At 46.6% G+C, this 18,670-nt stretch carries 21 protein-coding genes; 10 read left to right on the top strand and 11 right to left on the bottom strand.

All coding sequences use genetic code 11. The features are described from left to right. Window positions 1–239: 239 nt before the first annotated feature. From PSE6802_RS0107985 to PSE6802_RS0107970, 4 genes are read left to right on the top strand one after another with little or no spacing between them, the layout of a single operon-like run. Window positions 240–1,751, top strand: coding sequence for a group II intron reverse transcriptase/maturase (locus tag PSE6802_RS0107985; protein WP_019499533.1), 1,512 nt, complete (start codon window positions 240–242; stop codon window positions 1,749–1,751). Beyond that, window positions 1,705–2,034 (top strand): RHS repeat domain-containing protein, encoded by a 330-nt coding sequence (locus PSE6802_RS35270; protein WP_083901672.1) that lies wholly within the window; start codon window positions 1,705–1,707, stop codon window positions 2,032–2,034. Before PSE6802_RS0107985 ends, PSE6802_RS35270 begins: the two co-directional genes overlap by 47 nt. A 6-nt stretch (window positions 2,035–2,040) precedes the next feature. Beyond that, window positions 2,041–4,284 (top strand): RHS repeat-associated core domain-containing protein, encoded by a 2,244-nt coding sequence (locus PSE6802_RS0107975; protein WP_026103152.1) that lies wholly within the window; start codon window positions 2,041–2,043, stop codon window positions 4,282–4,284. A gap of 17 nt (window positions 4,285–4,301) precedes the next feature. Then, the gene (locus tag PSE6802_RS0107970; RefSeq protein WP_019499532.1) at window positions 4,302–4,970 is read left to right on the top strand and encodes an SMI1/KNR4 family protein; all 669 of its coding nucleotides are present in this window, start codon (window positions 4,302–4,304) and stop codon (window positions 4,968–4,970) included. Window positions 4,971–5,212: 242 nt separating this feature from the next. Here the strand turns inward: PSE6802_RS0107970 and PSE6802_RS0107965 are convergent, their stop codons facing one another. The 3 genes from PSE6802_RS0107965 to PSE6802_RS31800 all read right to left on the bottom strand — a co-directional run bounded on the left by PSE6802_RS0107965 (window position 5,213) and on the right by PSE6802_RS31800 (window position 7,064). Then, a complete protein-coding gene (locus tag PSE6802_RS0107965; RefSeq protein ID WP_019499531.1) occupies window positions 5,213–6,034 on the bottom strand; it encodes a Uma2 family endonuclease in 822 nt (273 codons plus the stop codon). Window positions 6,035–6,337: 303 nt separating this feature from the next. Further along, window positions 6,338–6,589: an RpnC/YadD family protein gene (locus tag PSE6802_RS0107960; protein ID WP_019499530.1), complete on the bottom strand. Its 252-nt coding sequence runs from the start codon at window positions 6,587–6,589 to the stop codon at window positions 6,338–6,340. 295 nt (window positions 6,590–6,884) lie between these two features. After that, on the bottom strand, window positions 6,885–7,064 hold the full coding sequence (locus tag PSE6802_RS31800; protein WP_071592275.1) for a hypothetical protein: 180 nt from the start codon (window positions 7,062–7,064) through the stop codon (window positions 6,885–6,887). Window positions 7,065–7,398: 334 nt separating this feature from the next. On the opposite strand from PSE6802_RS31800, the gene ilvC reads away from it, so the two are divergent. Beyond that, entirely contained in the window at window positions 7,399–8,394 is a 996-nt protein-coding gene (ilvC, locus tag PSE6802_RS0107950) for a ketol-acid reductoisomerase (RefSeq protein ID WP_026103151.1), read from the top strand. 399 nt (window positions 8,395–8,793) lie between these two features. Here the strand turns inward: ilvC and PSE6802_RS0107945 are convergent, their stop codons facing one another. Next, the gene (locus PSE6802_RS0107945; RefSeq protein WP_071592274.1) at window positions 8,794–9,009 is read right to left on the bottom strand and encodes a hypothetical protein; all 216 of its coding nucleotides are present in this window, start codon (window positions 9,007–9,009) and stop codon (window positions 8,794–8,796) included. A gap of 223 nt (window positions 9,010–9,232) precedes the next feature. Here PSE6802_RS0107945 and psbP point away from each other — a divergent pair, with 223 nt between their 5' ends. Both psbP and PSE6802_RS0107935 read left to right on the top strand, forming a co-directional pair. Continuing rightward, entirely contained in the window at window positions 9,233–9,778 is a 546-nt protein-coding gene (gene psbP / locus PSE6802_RS0107940; RefSeq protein WP_019499526.1) for a photosystem II reaction center PsbP, read from the top strand. A 121-nt stretch (window positions 9,779–9,899) separates the two neighbouring features. After that, window positions 9,900–11,066 (top strand): PP2C family protein-serine/threonine phosphatase, encoded by a 1,167-nt coding sequence (locus PSE6802_RS0107935; protein WP_019499525.1) that lies wholly within the window; start codon window positions 9,900–9,902, stop codon window positions 11,064–11,066. A 129-nt stretch (window positions 11,067–11,195) separates the two neighbouring features. Here PSE6802_RS0107935 and PSE6802_RS0107930 read toward each other — a convergent pair whose 3' ends face one another. The 4 genes from PSE6802_RS0107930 to ndhL all read right to left on the bottom strand — a co-directional run bounded on the left by PSE6802_RS0107930 (window position 11,196) and on the right by ndhL (window position 14,011). Next, entirely contained in the window at window positions 11,196–11,525 is a 330-nt protein-coding gene (locus PSE6802_RS0107930) for an STAS domain-containing protein (RefSeq protein WP_019499524.1), read from the bottom strand. Window positions 11,526–11,732: 207 nt separating this feature from the next. Beyond that, a complete protein-coding gene (locus PSE6802_RS0107925; RefSeq protein WP_019499523.1) occupies window positions 11,733–13,358 on the bottom strand; it encodes a hypothetical protein in 1,626 nt (541 codons plus the stop codon). 113 nt (window positions 13,359–13,471) lie between these two features. After that, entirely contained in the window at window positions 13,472–13,792 is a 321-nt protein-coding gene (locus PSE6802_RS0107920) for a DUF3007 family protein (protein ID WP_019499522.1), read from the bottom strand. After that, window positions 13,793–14,011: an NAD(P)H-quinone oxidoreductase subunit L gene (gene ndhL / locus PSE6802_RS31795; protein ID WP_071592273.1), complete on the bottom strand. Its 219-nt coding sequence runs from the start codon at window positions 14,009–14,011 to the stop codon at window positions 13,793–13,795. Window positions 14,012–14,091: 80 nt separating this feature from the next. Here ndhL and PSE6802_RS0107915 point away from each other — a divergent pair, with 80 nt between their 5' ends. Continuing rightward, window positions 14,092–14,760, top strand: coding sequence for a DUF4178 domain-containing protein (locus PSE6802_RS0107915; protein ID WP_019499521.1), 669 nt, complete (start codon window positions 14,092–14,094; stop codon window positions 14,758–14,760). Between the two features lie 3 nt (window positions 14,761–14,763). Then, window positions 14,764–16,314 carry a spermine/spermidine synthase domain-containing protein gene (locus PSE6802_RS0107910; RefSeq protein ID WP_019499520.1) on the top strand — a complete coding sequence of 517 codons (1,551 nt, stop codon included), beginning with the start codon at window positions 14,764–14,766 and terminating at the stop codon, window positions 16,312–16,314. Here PSE6802_RS0107910 and clpS read toward each other — a convergent pair. Continuing rightward, complete coding sequence (gene clpS, locus PSE6802_RS0107905; protein ID WP_019499519.1) at window positions 16,311–16,622, bottom strand: ATP-dependent Clp protease adapter ClpS; 312 nt, start codon at window positions 16,620–16,622, stop codon at window positions 16,311–16,313. The two genes, PSE6802_RS0107910 and clpS, sit on opposite strands and share 4 nt — an antisense overlap. A gap of 61 nt (window positions 16,623–16,683) precedes the next feature. Between clpS and mnmE the strand changes: the two genes are divergently transcribed. Further along, window positions 16,684–18,075 carry a tRNA uridine-5-carboxymethylaminomethyl(34) synthesis GTPase MnmE gene (gene mnmE, locus PSE6802_RS0107900; RefSeq protein ID WP_019499518.1) on the top strand — a complete coding sequence of 464 codons (1,392 nt, stop codon included), beginning with the start codon at window positions 16,684–16,686 and terminating at the stop codon, window positions 18,073–18,075. 64 nt (window positions 18,076–18,139) lie between these two features. Here mnmE and PSE6802_RS0107895 read toward each other — a convergent pair whose 3' ends face one another. After that, complete coding sequence (locus tag PSE6802_RS0107895) at window positions 18,140–18,322, bottom strand: hypothetical protein (RefSeq protein ID WP_019499517.1); 183 nt, start codon at window positions 18,320–18,322, stop codon at window positions 18,140–18,142. Continuing rightward, window positions 18,319–18,666: a hypothetical protein gene (locus PSE6802_RS0107890; protein ID WP_019499516.1), complete on the bottom strand. Its 348-nt coding sequence runs from the start codon at window positions 18,664–18,666 to the stop codon at window positions 18,319–18,321. Before PSE6802_RS0107890 ends, PSE6802_RS0107895 begins: the two co-directional genes overlap by 4 nt. Window positions 18,667–18,670: the final 4 nt, after the last annotated feature.

Here is an 18,670-nt window from a genome sequence, read left to right as displayed (position 1 = left end):
GATTAGTATCCCGCTGCACCATTCGTATAGTAGCAGCAAGAGTAAGGGGTTCTGGCGGTCAAAATGGCTACACCTAAAGGAACAAAACCATCATAGGGGCGGAACGAATAAAAACGGATCTGAGGTCTGTGAAAAGTCGAATTCACGGTAGACCGGACGAGAGGAGTAAGCCCTCAGAAACGGGTAGGACGGGGCGTAATTGCCCCGAGGTATTCAGAATAAACAAATTGGAGCAGACCATGATTAGACACAGCAGCAATGCGAGTGAATCTTGGAAGAAGTTAAACTGGAAGAAATTCCGCAAAGACCTATTCCGGCTACAAAGAAGAGTTTACAAAGCCGTTACAGTTGGAGACAAGCGGAAAGCCCGTTCACTGCAAAAGCTAATCGTAAAATCGCAAGCGGCAATCCTATTGGCAATACGGCAAGTAACCCAGCTAAACGCTGGGAAAAAGACTGCGGGAATTGACGGCAAAGCGTCCCTCACAAGTGAAGAACGCTTAAACCTAAGTGATAAACTTAGGGCTAACTTTACCACTTGGCAGCACCAAAGTTTACGAGAAATCGCCATCCCAAAAAAGGACGGCACAACTCGAATGCTCAAGGTGCCTACAATCGCAGACAGAGCATGGCAATGTCTGGCTAAGTTCGCCTTAGAACCAGCACACGAAGCAACCTTCCATGCTAGGAGCTATGGATTTAGACCAGGACGCTCGGCACATGATGCCCAGAGACTTTTGTTCAACAATTTAAGCTCCAGAAGCAATGGCATAGGTAAAAGAGTGATTGAGCTTGATATCGAAACATGCTTCGACCGCATCAACCACAAAGCAATAATGGACAACCTAATTGCCCCATCAGGGCTAAAGCTCGGCATATTCCGATGCCTAAAAGCAGGAACCAGTGTTGAATTTCCTGAACAAGGAACGCCTCAAGGCGGAGTGGTCAGTCCTCTATTAGCGAACATTGCCCTAAATGGCATAGAAGATATGCATCCATCCATCCGCTATGCTGATGATATGGTGTTTATGCTCAAGCCAGAAGACAACGCAGACTTGATACTGGTCAAAATCAGCCAGTTCCTTGCCAAACGAGGCATGAACATTAGCCAAAACAAAACGCAGCTAACCGCAACGACAGATGGATTTGATTTTCTCGGTTGGCACTTTAAAGTCCAAAACAACGGCAAGTTTAGAAGTTTCCCTTCAGTGGACAACTACAAAGCTTTCCGCAAGAAAGTCAAAGCCATAGTCAACAACTCAAACTATGGTGCAGAGGTGAAAGCTCAAAAGCTAGCGCCGCTCGTGAGAGGATGGAGGAGATACCACAGGTACTGCAAGATGGATGGGGCTAAGCATAGCCTATGGCACATCAGTCACAGGGCATGGAAGGTATTCAATCAGGAGAAGAAGCAGGATCGATACTCAACCAAGCAGTTGATTGAGAAAGCATTCCCATCTGTTCCTTACTCTGAAAACAAACACGTAAATGTCAGAGGAAATAAATCTCCCTTTGATGGCGATTTGGTCTACTGGAGTGAGCGAAACAGCAAGCTCTATGACGGTCAAACCTCTAAAGCCCTAAAAAGGCAAAACCATTCATGTGCTTCCTGCGGTCACAAATTATTATCGGACGAAAGAGTTCATCTCCACCATGCCGATGGCAACCACAACAACTGGAAGAAAGAAAACCTGTTAGCGATTCATGAGAGTTGCCATACCTATTTCCACATGGGCAAAAGCGCAAGCTAGAGAATATCGGGAGCGCAGTGCGGTGAAAGTCGCACGCTGCGATCTAATTGGGAGGGGCAGGAAGTCATATTCCTCCTCGACCCAACCCGGGGCAGGCAACCTTACCGCTGAGACCGACCAGTTGGGCAGAGCGACCAAATATGTTTATGATGATTTGAATCGCCCGATTAAGACCATTTTTGCCGATGCTACCTTTACCACTACGACTTATGATGCGCTGGGTCGAGAGATTGCCAAAACCGACGAGAATGGCAATACTACTCGCTACGAATACGATGTGTAGGGACGTTTGAGTGCGGTTATCGATGCGCTCAATCAGAGAACGGAATACAGCTACGATTTAACAGGGAATCTGACTGAAATTAAGGATGCTAACAGTCATATCACCAAGCATGAGTACAATAAACTCAATCAGCGGATTGCGACGATTTTGCCGATGGGACAGCGAGCTACCATGACCTATGATGCGGTAGGTAATCTGGCAAGTATGACGGACTTCAATGGTAAAACCATATCCTACGAGTACGATGCCATGAATCGGATGGCGGCAAAACGTTTTGCTGACAACAGTTTTGATGTGGAGTATACCTATACACCAACGGGCGAAGTGAAGTCTGTCAAAGACAGTAGAGGGTTTACAGTGTATGAGTATGATGCCAGACAAAGGTTGAAGCAGCGCAGCGATCCTGATGAGCAGTTTGTGCGTTATGAATACGATGCGGCAAATCAGCGCACGGCGGTGACTACGGCTGCGGGTACGACGGCGTATACTTTTGATAAGTATCATCAACTGAAAACGGTGAGCGATCCTGCTGCGGGTGTGACTACTTACTCCTATGACAAGGTGGGGAATCTCACGCAGACTAACCTATCCAACGGAGTCATCGAAACTCATTCCTACGATGAGCGCGATCGCCTGACTGATATGGAGAGTAAGAAAGGCAATAATGTCTTGACCAGATTCAGTTATACGCTGGATGCAAGTGGAAATCGCACTGCGATCGCCGAATTGGGTGGCAGGACGGTGAACTACACTTACGATAAACTCTATCGTTTAGTTCGGGAGTCTGCTCCAGAGGGTGATATCGCTTACACCTATGACGCAGTGGGCAACAGGTTGACCAAAACCAGCAGCGCTGGCACCACAACCTCTACTTACGATGCCAATGACAGGCTGTTGAGCGATGGGGCGAATACCTATTCCTATGACAACAACGGCAATACCACGGGCACGGCCACTGGTACGGCAACCATTGCCTACACCTACGACGACCAGAATCGACTGATATCGGCGCAGTTACCTACAGGCATGGTGCGTTATGGCTACGATGCCCATGGCATCAGAATCAGCAGCGCTACCAATGGCAGCACGACGAATTATCTGATCGATGACAATCGCGATTACGCTCAGGTATTGGAAGAGACACGGGCTGGTAGTTCAGCCAGGTATGTTTATAGCAATAATTTGATTGTTCAAACCAGAACCCAAGCAAGAAATAGTGAATCTTCTTTCTTTATCTCGGACGCGCTCAATAGCACTCGCGCTCTGACTAACAGTGCGGGTACAGTAACGGATAAATATACTTATGATGCCTATGGGAACTTGACCAGTTCTACAGGCACCACGGCTAATAACTATCTCTACGCAGGGGAGCAGTTCGATCAGAATCTAGGCGATTACTACCTGAGAGCGAGGTATTACAAGCCATCTGTGGGCAGATTTACCACGAGAGACCCGTTTGAAGGCGATATAATGCAGCCTCTCTCGATGGCGAAGTATCCTTACGTGCATGGGAATCCCGTCAATGCCATAGATCCTGATGGTAGATTTCTCGTCAATGAAACTTTAGTCCTGCAAGCAGAGGGGCAAAAGCTTTATAGACAACTGGAAACAACTCGAGTATTTGTCTTCCTAACTAGAGTTGGCTCAGTAATTAGAAATAATGCGCCAAGAATAATTGATACTGTCAATACTGGCTTGTCCATATATGACTGGATTCAAGATAAGTTTAGCGAAAGGGAAGTTAATAGATGCAATTTAGATCAAGATCTTGCATGTAGAGTTGGCTTCCCAGTTATTGTTTATGGTATCGCTTACTTCCACGATCATACAATGCATATTGCCGATGCCATTGCGGAAGGGAAGCCCTCTGTTCTCAATTATCAGCCTGGTCGCGAAGGTGGCAATTGGTATGATGAGGATAAGTATATAACTTGTAGTAAAGCTGCTCGAAAGACATATCTAGATACTAATGGAAAGAAACCTGCATGTGACGAGTATCCTTTTGCCACAACTGCTCAAGGAGGAGAGGATAAATATCTATCTGGCTTAGTCTCACTACGACTAGTCGATCCGGATGAATCAGCAAGACAAACGGCATTCATGGGAAATTTCTATAACAAAGCAGATAAAAGAGGAAGGATGATGCAAGGGGAGGCTTTTGGGGTTCTTGCTCTCAGGAAGTGGTTTATCTCTGGGTGGATTGATTCCGAAAATAGATTCGTCCCTTATATTATTGATTTTGGTAATTGATAGGGAGATCTGAAGTGATGGATGAACTAATCAACAGTTTGGACAGAATAATTAGTTGGATGACAATTAACGAACCTGAGCGAGCCAAAATTTTTAATCCTGGCATTACACGTATACAAATCGATCAAATGGCTTCTGCTATTCCCTTCTACTTGCCAGAAGAGGTTTATTGTTTGTATCAGTGGCATAATGGATTCGATCAAGGCTCATTATTTCAATTTGATGGGTTTGGCGGTTTAGATTTCTTCTCTTTAGAAGAAGCTATTCAAGAATATAATGGCTTATTTATGAGATTAAAGAGAGAGGGATTATGGGGAGATAAATGGTTGGCAATATTTGACAGAGATCCCATAACTTACTTTATAGTTTGCGGTGTAGATCGATTTCTCTCTTCTCCGGTGTATACATTTGACCATAAAGAATGGGGCTATTGTCCATTTCAACAAAAATATGACAATCTTACAGCAATGATGCAAACCTTTGCAGATTGCTATGAGATGAATGCTTTTGAATGGACGGATAGAGGAGACTTTTATAAAGATGATAAGATTTTTGAAGAATGTTATCGAAATTACAATCCAGTCAGTTCATCCATGAAATCGATGGCTGGCTGGGATGACGATATAGACGATTACCAAACTAACGTACATAATTTAATCGCTTATCTGGGAAGCGATCTCCCCTAAGTATTTTCTAGTGACGAATTTACGCTTAATTTCGCCTACCTTTGTTATCAAAGCTAGTAGGGTGGGCAATGCCCACGGAATAATCGCAGCAGAACGATCGCGAAGAGAAGAAGATTAATCGCACAGAGATAAATACAATTCAAGCGCTCTCCTTGTTTCTCAAGTTTCAGAGGAAGCGATCGCGCTCCTAGCGCTCATTCAACCAGCGATCGGTTAATCAGGTGTTGCTCAGGCGATCATGGTTAAACCTCATTGGGGTTAATGCCAAGCGATCTGAGGTACGCCTCTAGCTTTTCATTCTTTTGGCGTTCTTGCTCAGCGATCGCCTCCGCTTCTTGTTTAGCAAGTATAGATCTATCTGCGAGCATTTCAGCCTTGATTCGAGCTTGTTGCTCTTGTAAAGCCCGTTCGCGAGCAGTAGGATATCTCTTGCCATGGCGATCGTACCAATAGACCCATTCCCTCTGCCAATCACCGCGATCTGCTCGTTCGCAACCAATACCCAGATCGATCTCTGGCATCCACACCATTTCGACCCCTTCAGGTAGCCGCGCTACGGATGACTGAAGTTCGTACTTCCCTTCGATTAATTTGTATACTTCTAAAGATTGACGATTTTTATGAATTCCTTTGCCACTTAACGGATTGTAAACAACATAATAGAGAACGCCTATCTCTGCATATTGTGTCAACTTAGTCTCGTATTCATTGTTGTATTTCTTAGAAACTACTTCTAAGAAGAAAATCGGTATCGCTCCCTCTTGCCAAATCGCATAGCTCAAGCGCCCACCTTCATCCGTTCTCTTCTTGACACCTAAAGCCAAAAAACCATCCGGAACAACAGATTTAGACTTTTTCGGATTTTCCAGGTCAGGGTCGTAGTAAACCGCCATATCGACTCCAAAGAACCAGTCCGAGCGATCGCCCCAAATATCGATCAACAGGTGCAGCAAAATATTTGGGATGTCGTTTTGCAGTTCGTTATCCACAGGAGTTTCGTCGGAACAAGGTAATTCCTGAGCCGTTGGTAAGCGGCGGCGGTATTCAGAAGATAGATTAACCATAGCTTTGAGCACGTCAGGTTATCTTTATTCTGCCATAGTTTTTGTATTTTAGTAGCAACCAGTGGTGACAGCGATCGCCTCCAACTCTTGTTTGGCAAGTCTTTCCTATTGTGAAATCAAACGTTCTTGTTGAGCGATCTCTTTACATCATTGCGTTTGGGATTTCCGGCGATCGCGTGTTTGGAAAGAGCTAGTAGGGTGGGCAATTCCCACGAAATAATCACAGCAGAACGATCGCCAGGAGAAGAAAATTAATCGCACAGAAATAAATACAAGTCAAGAGAACGCGCATTTTGTTCTCAGTCAACCAGAGATCGCGCGTGAAGTTGTCGGGATTTGCCGAGCGACTGCAAAGGGTAACAGTCCAGGTAGTCGCTGAAATTCGGCAGGCGATCGCTCCCACAATCGTATTACCTCAAATTCATGGGGCATCTCCGGAATGACAAAGCTGGTTTGGAATACCAACTCCGAGCTAGAAGGTACTAGATAAATTACTACCTGCCGCACTTCCTTCTCAGGGAAGCGGCGATATATCCGCAGCCGATAATCTGCCATTCTATAGCTATAGCCAATAGGCTTAGGACGGGTGCAGGGGTGGAACCCCTGCGTGGAGGCGTAGCCCCCACACCCCCTGTCCTAATAGATCTGTCTACGGCTATAAATGGCATAGTTTTATCCGGCTCGACCTGGAATTTAATCGCTAAGGGTCGAATTCCCCGCCCCTTGGGGCGTGATAAAATTGTTGTGGTTCGCAGCCCACCGATTGAGAGTGAAAGTCAGGCATTGCCGGGACCTCCAAAGTTCGGGAATTGTATTGTACCCAGGGACTCTGGGGAAGGGAAACAGTCTGTCAAGTCGGTCTGTCGGGGAGTACGTCATGAGGCGGCTCTAGATCAGTGGCGTTGGGCAGATTAATGTCTAATCGTGAGGTTAGGATGCCCCGTCCGCTTGCGGCGGGGAGGATGTCACTATGCAAAACTAACCGTTCGGACTGTAGCAAAATCAGGGCATCGGCACGAATTGGCTCCAAAGATAGCTCGGAAGGCTTGAGTTCGGCGAGCGAAATTGGCTCTCCCAGCAGCCAGGTTCGGATAACTAATCATCTGGAGCGCTTATTCCGCGAGTTTCGTACTAAATCTGATGAAATTGTCGCTTTCCCTAAGGTTTTGAAAACACCAATTTTAATAAGCTACAGTAGAGCCATTTGTAGCGCAAGCTGCTGCGATGGTTTTCCAGTTTTCCAACTAGATTTAAATTTGCCACCAGTTTTTAGGTAAACTAGAAAACTGCAATAAAATTGCACGCCGTAAATTGTAAGTTAACTGCTATTCACTATTATTGAATGTCCTGGAGATACCTGAGCTATGGCTAAGATGTACTACGATACCGACGCAAATCTTGACTTCCTGGCAGGGAAGAAAATTGCTATCATTGGCTATGGTTCTCAAGGACACGCCCACGCCCTTAATCTCAAAGATAGCGGCCTGGATGTCATGGTGGGGCTGTATCCTGGTAGTCCATCCTGGCAAAAGGCAGAAGCCGAAGGCTTAACTGTCAAAAGTACATCTGATGCTGCCGCCGCTGCCGATTTCTTAATGATTCTGCTACCCGACGAAGTGCAGAAAGCTGTGTTTAACAATGATATTGCGCCTAACCTCAAAGAAGGTGACGTGCTGGCTTTTGCTCACGGCTTTAATATTCACTTTGCTCAAGTTGTGCCTCCTCCCCATGTTGACGTGGTGATGATTGCACCCAAAGGGCCAGGACATCTGGTGCGCCGCGTGTTTCAACAGGGGCAGGGCGTGCCTTCGTTGTTTGCCGTTTACCAGGATGCTTCTGGACAGGCTCGCGATCGCGCTATGGCATATGCTCGCGGTATTGGCGGCACCCGCGCTGGCATCCTGGAAACCACATTCCGCGAGGAAACTGAAACGGATCTATTTGGCGAACAGGTGGTTCTGTGCGGTGGTTTAAGTGCGTTGATTAAATCGGGGTTTGAAACGCTGGTCAATGCTGGCTACCAACCCGAACTGGCTTATTTTGAATGCTTGCATGAGGTCAAGCTAATCGTAGACTTGATCGTAGAAGGCGGGCTGGCAACCATGCGCCACAGCATCTCGAATACGGCTGAATATGGCGACTATACCCGTGGAGATCGCATTATTACGGAAGAAACCCGCACGGAGATGCGCAAAATTCTCTCTGAAATCCAGTCCGGGCAATTTGCTCGCGAGTTCGTCCTGGAGAACCAGGCAGGCAAACCTGGCTTTACTGCCATGCGCCGCCGCGAAGCCGAACACCCAATCGAAGTCGTTGGTAAAGACTTGCGTGCTATGTTTAGCTGGATGAAGAAGGTCTAGTAAAAGATTTGACATTTAAGGAGCAAGCGTGGTATCACACTCTTGCTCCTCATGTCCTAGTTTCTAGTGACAAATGGATCACCTTGCAAATAAAGCGATCGCCCTACCTATGGAAAGCTGTGAGAGCGATCGCTTTTTTTAATTATAGCCGTAGACAGATCGGTTAGGACAGGGGGTGTGGGGGCTGCGTCCCCACGCACCACGCAGGGGTTCCACCCCTGCACGCCGTCCTAAGCCTATTGGCTATAGCTATATATAATCATTGGCCTTTTGCTTAGGCAACAAAAAGCGAGTAAAACTGATGCTACCTGCGCTTAATTATTAAGCCTTAGCAGGTTTATATGCAGTAATTACTCGCAAATTAGTTAATATTCTGGAATAAAATGCATCCGCCCAAAACTACTGGCGCGATGCCAGCTTTTCAAATGCAACCTGTGTCTGTTGTAGTAACTGGCTGCGGCTATCGCCAGAGTAGCGATCGCTGCCGAGATGGGGAACTAGATTACGAGCTTGCAAGGTCATGTGCAGTTGTAGATGGGCGACGTAATCACTTAAAGCTTCGGATGGGGAAGGTTCGGATTTGAAATTTGAGTAGTTTATAGTGTTCTCTTTCATTGCAACTTTTGTATACAACTTCTTCTGTAAATGGAATGTGTTAGTTACAAGACCGATTGAAGGATAATATTTGTTTGAGGGGGCTTTCCTCAAAATCCTCATTAAAAACTATCATGCTACGGTTACATACTTCAGGATTCCGAAACAAAGCGTAATCTTTCGCTGCATTACTTAATTAAATTATATTACTATCTGTATAGTTCATCGAGGTTGGTATAAGCATATGTTCAAACGTGCTGTTTGCATTATTCTCATGATGTTGACAATAGGTCTAAGTGGCTGTGTCTCATCTACAAACGGGCTTGTCCCTTTCGTTGACAGCAAAGATGGCTATAGTTTTCTTTATCCCAACGGATGGTTGCAAACTAGCCTGAAGAATGGCCCTGATGTCATTTTTCATGACATTATCGAGCAGGCCGAAAATGTGTCTGTAGTTATTAGCAAACTAAGTAGCGTAAAGGATCTAGGCGAAATCGGCTCTGCTAGCGATGTCGGTCTAAAGGTAAAACAAAAGGTAATTGCTGCTTCTGGTTCTGGGCGCGAGGCGGAATTAATTAACGCAGAACTACGCGATGTCAATGGCAAAGATTACTACCTGCTAGAGTACGCAGTCAGGCGTGCTACGGGAGAGCTACGTCACGATCTGGTTAATGTCACTACAAATCGTGGTAACCTGTATACTTTAAGCGTATCGACCTCGGAAAACCGTTGGCCTAAAGTCAAGGACATGTTTTACAAAGTTGCGACATCCTTCTCAGTTCAGCAGTAGATTCGGTAATAAAACTATGTATGGTTAATGCTAAGGGAAAAATTTCAACGGCAAAGACAAGATAAACTTTGATTGTTAGGATTCAGTTGCAGATGACTTTGTATCGTATCTTTTGCCGTAAATGTGCCAAATTCTGATCGTTGACGACGATCCAACCATGAGATTGACCTTATCGAGGTCCCTCAAGAAGCAGGGCTATGAGGTCTTTGTTGCTACCAACGGAGAAGAAGGTCTGAAAGAAGCACTAAGGTTGCGTCCGGCTCTGATCGTTTGTGATTGGATGATGCCGATGATGGATGGGCTGGAAGTATGCCGCCATGTCAAAACCGAAGATACCTTAGCCAATACCTATTTTATCTTGCTTACTGCCCGCGATCAGGTGGTCGATATAGTCCAGGGCTTAGAAAATGGGGCAGATGATTTTCTATCAAAGCCACCCGATCTAAATGAACTAAAAGCGAGGGTTAGAGCTGGTTTGCGGTTATACCAAGCCAATCATGCTCTACAGGTGCAGAAACAATATTTAGAAGCGGAATTAGCGCAAGCGGCAGCCTACGTGCGATCGCTACTGCCACATCCTCTTGAAGGTCAGATCGCTACCCGTTCCTGTTTTTTGCCATCAGCACAATTAGGAGGAGACTGTTTTGACTATTACTGGCTGGATCGAGATCGCTTAGTATTCTACCTGCTCGATGTTGCCGGGCATGGCGTAGGGGCAGCGCTATTATCGGTGTCCGTGTTAAACCTTCTACGCACGAGCGGCCAAAAGGGGAGCGCCCAGATACTGGGATCGACAGATCTGAGCCAACCCCATGAAGTACTGAGCGCGCTAAACGACTATTTCCAGATGTCGGGACATCAAGATATGTACTTTACAATCTGGTACGGGGTCTATAACAAATCTAATCAACAATTAGCCTATTCCAGTGGCGGTCATCCACCTGCCATATTAGTAAATAACTCGAACGATAGTCCTGATGGCAAAGAGATCGTGAAGCTCAAAACTAGTGGCTTACCAATTGGAATGATATCTGATGTCGAATTTGAAACCAAAATTTGCAATATTCCCCCTGGTAGCAAGCTTTACCTGTTTAGCGATGGTGCCTATGAGATCGCGCAAGCAGATGATTCACTGTGGGGGCTGGACAGTTTGATCGATGCCCTGATATCTCCTGTGGGGCAGGGCGAAAATAGTCTCGATATAGCCTTACACAAGGCTACGCTGACAGCAAAACATGGCGATAAGCTTGAGGATGACCTATCGCTGTTGGAGCTTAGCTTTGCTTAATTTGGCGCTCTCGATCGATAGGCTGCATTTAAGGGCAAGTTTAGCCAGAATTTTTTGCAGTCACTACTAGTACTTGAACGAAACCTGTCCCTACGCCAATGGAACTTTACAGAGACAAATTATGGCGAATTAACTTCTCGATAGCCCAACTTTAGAGTAAAACTCGCCCTGGTTAGCATAAATAATAAAAATCTTGCTCATACTGGTCAGGTCGAATAACATTTTGACCTGTTCGCTAAGGGAGCAAACAGCTAACTCTCCGTTGACGCTGCGTATGGTTTTGAGTGCTGAGACCAAAGCTCCCAAACCCGAACTGTCCATAAAGCTGACATTTTCCAGATCTACAAGTAAAAATCTGGGCTTGGTAGCGGCTAATTCGGTAACTTCGTGCCGAAATTTAGCCGCACTAGTTACATCTAACCTGCCGGATGGCTTTATTATTTCAACCTCAGAACTCATTTATCTTAAAACTCCAATAAGCGCCAAATTACAAGCTATGCTATTTTACCCAATTATAGATACATTTAGGGTAATTCTACAGGTTGGGCAGGTTGGGGTGGTTGAGGCAACTTCTGAAAAGGGGGTCAGTGTCAAAGGTGCAGACTGCTGGGCGGGCAATGTCCACCCTAGAGTTGATTGAGAGTTTTTTACCGAAGATCGCCGGAATCAGGTTTTGGTATAAATTAACAACAGGCAGTCTGGATTAGCAGGTTGGGCAAAGATTTCTGTGAATTTGGCTGCCAGGTTGCGACTAGAGAGGTCGCCTTGCTTGATATTCAGATCGAGAGGAATGAGGGGGCGATCGCATTGAGCCGTTCTGAGCCACAGGCATAGTTTGGCGATCGCGATATTTTCTGGATCGGGATCGCAACCAAATAGATTGCGCTGGCAGATCGTCGCTATCAACTCTTTTTCGTCAAAGCCTGGGAATTCCTCGTGAAGCGGGAAATTAGGGGCAATATCTAATTTAAGCAACTCCTGTTCTAGATTTTGATACTCTTCTAGTAAACAATCAAGCGCAGTCACAAGTGCAATGCCGCTATTGCAATTCGCATTTACGATTTTGAGATCGATTAAGCAGGAGAGGCGTTTTTGCAAATATTCCACGATCTCAGCATCGCTAGACGAGCGATCGCTCGGATTGAGAGGGGCTTTATTAGCTAGATAAGCCCTAATATCGCTCACAACCGAGATGCTATTTAAGAGCGACCTGGGCGGGTAATGATATTTACGCCGCTTGGGTAACTTATCGGATTCTGTTTTGAGTAGAGACAAATCCTTAATGGACTCCTCCAACACAAAGGCAATTATGGCATTCGATATCTCTTCATCGAAGTTAAATCGCGTTAATTCCTTAATCTGACGACATAACTCATCTCCAACAAATAAGAATCGATCCAAAAGATCGTCCTGGGCAAACAGACTACTACCGTAGGCATTTACTTGCCAGTTAGGTTTAGAATTGCCGCGATCGATCCAGTTGAAGATCGCTTTGTAGTTAACCCAAACTGGCTGGCTAGTATAGGGATTGTAAAATTCATAGGCATTATTCAGTAGCCCATTAGCTAACAATTGTCGATCTTCACCAACAGCGATAAACAAAATCCGACTTAAGAGCTTCTGGGCTTTGGCGATCGCTAAATTTTTAATTTCATTCGCGATCGGGTTCGATGCTTGTGCTTGCGGTAATTGCTGCAAGCGGTATTGAAAATCCTTGATCAACTGCAAGCGAATTTTATGATAATGACTGTAGAAATCCTTGGCAATATCAGCTTCTATTTGGTGCGATTCCTCCAGGAGCTGTAGCGTGCGAGAAGGTTCTTGTGTTTTAGGGCTGGCGGTTAAAAGCGTACGACGACAGAGAATGAAATAGAATTGCTTGAGACGGTCGGGGTTAGTTAATGTATTGAGATAAAACTGCTGATAAAACAGAGGGGAACTGAATCTGTGATATAAGCGAATTTCCTCGTAATTGGTTACGATCGCCCATTCTGTGGTGTCGTGTATGGGCACTGGTTTGAGATTTATCTCGCCAGGGAAGATTTCCGCTAGAACGTGAGATTTCTCTTCCGTAAAAAAACCGAGGCAGGGAGTAGGACTAAATTCCAGTTCCCACCCCAGTCGATCGGGATAAAACAGCGAACGGTAGCCCAGAACGTCAACAAAGATCTCATGTAAAAACTCGGCATCGGTGGCAGGATTGGGGCGATCTCCACTAGCCACAAAGTCCAACCATCTCTGAATCTTGGCAGCGCGGCTAGCTAGATTGGCTGGAAACCCAAAATTACTCATCCGCCTGGTTAGCGTTTTGAGTTGAAATAAAGGGTATGGAGAGCACTGGCTCATACACCTGTGGGTGGGCAGGTTGGCAGGAATTTATCCTAATATTCTAATATTTTAGTATTCTAACTATCGCTTAGGCGTTCCTGCTTTTCTGCCGCAACTTCTGCCTGTAGTCGTGCGATTTCTTCTGGTGACATTTCTTCCAGGCGCTTTTTGAGGACGGCAGTTTTATAGTTTTCTAATTGTTGGTCGTAGGTCATATTTTTGGTAACGACGCGCAGGAGATAGGAGCCAAGCCACACCAGTAGTGCGGTTATCAGGACCACTTGACTCCAAATTCCAGCATTCATCTTGCCAATCCCCAGCCATTGCAGAACAATATAGGCCAGTCCGCCCAGTAGGAAAAAAACTAACGTGAGAGCAATGGCATCAATACGGCGCATCTAGATTTTACGGGGTTGGGGGCGGAAGTTAAGTAAGGGCGCAAACAGCAACAATCCTGGGAAGAAAAAGAATACCATGAAACAAATAAAAGCTCTTTCCAGGGAACCAGTTACGTACCAACGGGCTTTAAGGTAGTACATTAAAGCTAAGGGGATGACGAAAAGATAAGCACCCGCAACTAAGGTGTACGCGACGGGACCAGACTGAAGCAAAGACATAGGCTTATATAGTTGTTGGTTTTATCTTAAGTAATTTTACCTTAAACTGAACCCAAGATTGAGTAAGTTTGGTGCAATCTATGCCTTCGGTTTTTACTCAGGCTCGCTTACAGCAATTAAGAGCAGGCGATCGCGTCACCTACGGTGGCGTGCAGTGGCAGGTGATGGACTACAGTACCTATGCGGACGATGAAAACTACCAAACAGCGGAATGGCTGTTGCGATCGCTGTCGGGTAAAGAACACTATCTCCTGCGAGAAATCGATCCGCATAATCCTGACAGTGAAGTCAATTGGTACTTTTCCGAGGAGATTTCCTTAAATCAAGTCTCAGGGATAAAGCCTGGCGATGATATTCGCTTTGGTCTCTGGGACGCGATGCGCGATGGGCAACCGTATCATCAGTTGCGTGCCTTGGGTAGGGTATTTACATTTGAATCTCAGACTACGGGTAACTACAGAAGCGACGAGGGCGATGAATCGCGCACTACTTGGGATTACTGGGATGCCGATCGCACCTGGAATCTGGCACTGGAAGCCTGGGCGGGTGGCTTAGTGCGCGTCTATTCGACCAAACCAGTGCAACCGGAGGAGTTCTCAGATGTGGAGCGCAGCGCGACTAATTTAAGAGCAGCAGCATTTAGTTCTGGGCGGATCGGTTCGCAGAAAAACGATCGCATTTGGCAGTGGATCGGAGCGTGGACTTTGATTATTGTGGGTTTGTTGTTGATGCTATTTGGAGGTTGGTGAGTCGTGCCAGCATCCTTATTTATCGAACACCAAGCGCATGGACTGGCTTTTTATATCAATGGCGAATTGCAGTTCCATACTGCTGATGAGGCGATCTATCATGAATTTTTGGTGATTCCAGCGATCGCTCTGGCAGTTCGACGTTTTCCCCAGCCCCTGCGCGTACTCATCTGTGGTGGTGGTGACGGGTTAGCTGCCCGTGAAGTGTTGAAATATCCTGAGGTGAGTCGGATCGATCTAGTCGATTACGATCCAGATGTATTGGATTTAGGCAGGACTGCATTTGCTCCTTTCAATCAAGCTAGCCTGCATCACCCTAAAGTAAACGTACAGGTGGGGGAAGCTTTTAGTTACATAACTGAAGTTGCGACTCTCATAGATCGCGGCGATCGCGACCCCTATCATGCCATCATTGCTGATTTTACCTATCCTCAAACCAGCCAGGAAACTCAGATTTATAGCCTGGAATGGTTTCAACTAGCACGGCGCATCCTGGCTCCTGGTGGCGCGATCGCCCAGAATGCCGTTTCGCCACAGTACACGCCTACAGCTTTTTGGTGCCTTTACCAAACCATGCTGGCATCTGGATTGCTGCCAAAGCCGATGCAAATCGATATTCCCTCGTTTCAGATGCACGACTATGGTGATTGGGGATTTCTGGTGGCATCGGATCTCGATATTTCCAAATGCGAACTATGCGATCTGAAATTGCCGCATAATTTGCAAGCACTAACAACCGATCTCCTTTTGTCCGCATTTACCTTCTCGCGAGCAAATGCTGCTATGCGGCACCAGGTAATTCCGCACAGTCAGACAGCGCCGCAGTTGTTTTACTACCTACTTAACCCCACTAATCCAAACTTCGAGCTACCCCCAGAAAACTCGGAAACAGTCGGCGATCGCTCAGATAGGGCGATTGACTTTCTAGAAATTGATGGAGCGACAGAGCAAGCGCTACGATCGCAAGCGCAATTGGCTTCGCCACCCCAGCTAACGTCGCAGACTTCAGCCCAAAAACTCGATCCATTGCAATTGGAATCTTTAGCCAGGATCTGGCTGGAGCAAGCCGAGCGTCATGAATTTAATCCACAGGTGCTACTGCCCGTGCAGCATCCTTACCATGCGCCGCATATGACGGCAGAATGGTTGGGCAGCGCCAAACACCTGCTGAGCCAGATCGATCTATCCCGATTATTCCAGAAAATCCTGGAGCGATCGCCAGAGTTACCGTCCCAAGTCACAGATGACTTGCAGCGATCGCTGTCTGATTTGCAGATCGGTAATGGCAATGCTGGCGAACCGCAAGGGAGCGATCGCAATATCTCTACAAATACCCCCGCAAATACGACTAAAGTGTTGATTATGCTTACCCTCACGCTGTTGGTCGCTAACATCGTAGCGCCGGACTCCGTATTTGCGAAAGGTTCTTACAGTGGCAGTGGCAGTTCCATCGATGGTGGAGATGGTGGATGGGGCTGGTTGGGGTTGTTTATGTTGATTGGTGGTGGTATATGGCTGGCTAACCTGGTAGAAGAGAATTCCCAAAATCGCTAAACAGGTTCGAGCGGAGCCATCGTCAGGTTTGATTGCTTTAGTTGAGCGTGATAAAGTTCCGCCTGTTCCTGCGGCCCCACCCAGACGATCGCCAGCCCTTCAAAATGCACCTGATTTGTTAATTCCCAGGCTCTATCCTCAGTCATGCCAGGAATATATGCCATCAAACACTTAGCAACGTGTTCAAATGTATTAAAGTCATCGTTGAGCACTATGACTTTGTAGTTTGGGTACTGCTTGCGGACTACCTTAGTATCTTTTTCCTTAACTTTTTGAGGAGCTTGCACAGCTAGGATCGCGAACAACATAGGCGCACCATTCAAAGTTAATGCATATTACACCAAAATACCAAACCTGCCTTGACCTATTATGACCGACGATACATTCGACAGTACAATTGTCGCGATCGCGACCGCCATAGTACCCCAGCAAGGCAGCGTAGGGATCGTGCGTTTATCGGGCAGTCGAGCCGAGGCGATCGCCAGACGCATGTTTAGCGCACCTGGCAAGCAAGTTTGGGAAAGCCACCGCATTCTCTACGGCTATATCAAACACCCTACTACTGGTGTAGTAATTGATGAAAGTCTGCTGCTAGTTATGAAAGCACCGCGTTCGTACACCCGCGAGGACGTGGTGGAATTTCACTGTCATGGTGGTGCGATCGCCGTCCAGCAAACTTTGAATTTATGCTTGGAACAGGGCGCTCGCCTCGCCCAACCTGGGGAATTTACACTGAGAGCATTTTTGCACGGGCGCATCGACCTCACCCAGGCAGAAAGTATTAACGATTTAGTGGGGGCAAGGTCACCTCAGGCCGCAGAGATGGCGATCGCCGGCCTTCAAGGTAAACTCGCCCAACCTTTACGACAACTGCGGCAAAAGTGTGTCGATATCCTGGCGGAAATTGAGGCAAGAATTGATTTTGAGGACGACCTGCCGCCCCTGGATACAAATTGGGTGAAAATAGAAATCGACCGGATTGCCACTGATGCCCAACATATTCTGGACACGGCGGATCGGGGCGAACTATTACGTGCCGGACTGAAAGTCGCGATTGTCGGCAGGCCAAATGTGGGGAAATCGAGCCTGCTCAATGCCTGGAGTCGCAGCGATCGCGCCATTGTCACGGATTTGCCCGGCACGACCAGAGATGTGGTGGACTCACAGCTTGTCGTCGGTGGAATTCCGATTCAAGTACTCGACACGGCTGGTATTCGAGAGACAGAAGACAAGGTAGAAAAGATAGGGGTAGAGAGATCGCGACGAGCTGCCCAGGCCGCCGACATCGTATTACTGGTAATCGATGCCCAGGCTGGCTGGCTGCCAGAAGATCGAGCTATTTTCGACCTGATTTGCGATCGCCCTACTATCCTGGTCATCAATAAAGTCGATTTAGTCGATGGCATCGATCTAAGCGATCGGATTTCTATCCCCGTGCCATTCAGCCAGATCGTTCATGCCGCCGTTGCTCTAGATCGGGGTATTGACTTGCTGGAGTCAGCCATTCTGACCTGCGCGCGCAGTTCCAATCTCACCGCCAGCAATCTCGATATTGCGATCAATCAAAGACAAAAAGCCTGTTTGCTGAAGGCAGTACAGTCCTTGCATAAAGTGATGGAAGCCGTTGCCGATCGCCTGCCCTTGGACTTCTGGACGATCGATCTGCGTGCCGCGATCGCCGCGATCGGTGAAATTACTGGTGAAGAAGTAACTGAGTCCGTCCTCGATCGAATCTTTAGTCGTTTTTGCATTGGTAAGTAACCACCCAGCGATCGCACCCTTATATTTGCATAGCTCAACAAAGAGGGAGTTTAACTGAATCGCTTTAGTCAATAGATGAATTAGGTGCAGCAGCAGCTTCGGCTTCACGCAGGCGTTTTTCCCACCTTTGGGCAAAAGCTTCTCCCTGCTCCCATAGCTCTTTCGCCTGTTGCTCGAACAATTGGGCATATTTTAGAGCCTCATCCAAGAGAACCTCCTGCTCCCTAGTCATTTGTGGCTGAGTCATTGCAAGCTCTCCAATATATTCATAGCTCTATTTACTACTATCTTACATTCTAGAGTTCTTCCCCAAAATTCTGACAACTCCTCACCAGCCAACTGAATAGCCTCGATTGATACGTTGGGGTCAGATACGCTCTCAATTATGCTCTCAATCCTATTTCTAAAGCCATCAACAAAAAATAAGCCATTCCCTACTCTAACAGACAGGCTAATCAGCCTTGCATCGTCGGGAAAACGCTCTAAAAATTGGCTTACCAAGACAAGTCCTTTATTGGCTTGCAGTTCAATGCGATCTAGTTCATCGGTCAATTGTTGAGCCAACGCAAGAATTTCAGGAGGAATAGACATTGTT

The sequence above is a fragment of the Pseudanabaena sp. PCC 6802 genome, assembly GCF_000332175.1.
Taxonomy (GTDB): Bacteria; Cyanobacteriota; Cyanobacteriia; order Pseudanabaenales; family Pseudanabaenaceae; genus PCC-6802.
The sequence above is the reverse complement of the archived record's forward strand: the minus strand, read 5'-3'. Positions and strand labels throughout refer to the sequence as shown.